Source organism: Mucilaginibacter sp. P4_D1, from assembly GCF_056401935.1.
Map to the genome: position 1 here is coordinate 1 of NZ_JBFUIJ010000111.1, position 1,760 is coordinate 1,760.

The 1,760-nt window shown below is 40.0% G+C and carries 1 protein-coding gene; it reads right to left on the minus strand.

All coding sequences use genetic code 11. The annotated features are described in order from the left end of the window. Nucleotides 1–88: 88 nt before the first annotated feature. Nucleotides 89–1,624, minus strand: a complete 1,536-nt coding sequence (locus AC1DV1_RS31225; RefSeq protein ID WP_477368734.1) for an IS1182 family transposase — start codon at nt 1,622–1,624, stop codon at nt 89–91. Nucleotides 1,625–1,760 lie beyond the last annotated feature (136 nt).

Here is a 1,760-nt window from a genome sequence, read left to right on the forward strand (position 1 = left end):
CGGCGGATAAATCGATTTCAAGTAGTTTTTTGATGTTGATTTCGAACTAACGAATATTATTGATTAAGAACGAGTGAAAAGAAGGCCTTTAGGCAGCTTTTTTTCTTAGGTTTTGTGCGATTGAAAGTAAGCCCCATTCTATCGCTACTTTTTCTTTCCCACGGAGCATGAAGCGTCGGAACCCGTGGTTCTGTTTGATATTTCCGAATACGGGTTCAACGTCGAAACACCGTTTCTTTCGCCGTTCTAYACCTTCCTGGCTGTTTAATAGTTCGTAAGCCTTTTGCTTTTGCCGCTTTAGGTTTTCATTGACCTCAATGATGCGGTTATTTCTTGATTTGTGGCATGCGCCGTTCAGTGGACAATTCCCACAGTTCTTTGCCTGGTATCTTTTTACATGCTGTTCAAATCCCGTACTGGTTTTCCTGATGTAATTTCCAATGAAATCCATTTGCTGGCCCATCGGGCAGATATAACAGTCTTTATCCTGGTTATAAAAAAGTTTATCCGAGGCAAAGGGAAACTTATTGTTATGGCTTTCATGCTGCTGTTTATCAAACATACCATACTTTACAAAAGCGGTAGTCTCTTTTTCTTCAAGCAAGGTATAATTTTCTTCTGATCCATACCCCGCATCTGCAGTAACCACTTTAGGGGCCTTGCCGAAACTGGTTTCATGCTGCGCTATATGGGCTGGAAACGTAGTGGTATCTGTAGGATTGGGATGAATGGTATAATTGACAATGAATTGATTGGATGTAGAGATCTGAACATTATAGCCCGGCTTTAACTGGCCATTTTTCATGTGGTCTTCTTTCATGCGCATGAAGGTAGCGTCAGGATCTGTTTTACTGTAACTGTTCCTTTCTTCCAGTATAGCTTCCTGCTGCTCGTATTTAGCAATGTTTACGGGATAGTTCTTAGTCACATATTGAAGCTTAGCCTTCATCTTCTTATCGGTGTTCTCTTTACCGGATAGTTTTTCATTGAGCTGATCTACCGTTGCCTTTACCTTCTGACTGTCGATCTCTGTGAAATCAGGCGGTTCAGGCATTTTGTCCTCATCGGCAGCGAYCTGCTGCGCATACTGCCAGATCTCGGTCAGTTGTTTTTTCATTTTTTCCTTGTTCGTCTGGATTGATTTTTTCCAGACAAAAGTGTACTTGTTCGCATTGGCTTCAATCTTTGTTCCATCCGTATTGATCTCATCAATACTTAACAGCCCTTCATCAGCAAGTAGCTTTACCACATCTTCAAACACACTACGCAACGCATTCTTTAACCGAACACCCCTAAATCTGTTAATAGTATTATGATCGGGGTAACTCATTGAGCTCAGCCACATAAAGTAGATGCTTTCCTGGCATGCAGCCGCCAGCTTACGGCTGGAATAAATATTGGTCACATAGCCATAAACCAATACCTTCAGCAACAATTGAGGGTGATAACTGGAACTTCCCCTGATATGATAAGCTTTTAATAAAGGCTCAATATTGATCTTGTTAATTACTTCATTGACAACTCTAACCGGATGGGATTGCGGGATTAGCTCCTCCAGGGTTGGCGGAATAGCTAATATTTGCTGCTGATCATAGTGTTTGAAAACAGGTTGTCTGATTGCCATATCTCATATATCTATACTTTAAATATATGAAAATCAGATTGTTAAAACAAATAAAACCATAGATAACTAATTGATTTTATAGCAATAAACCATTAATAATAAAAAAGAGGCTGATCATGATTTATGATACAGCCTC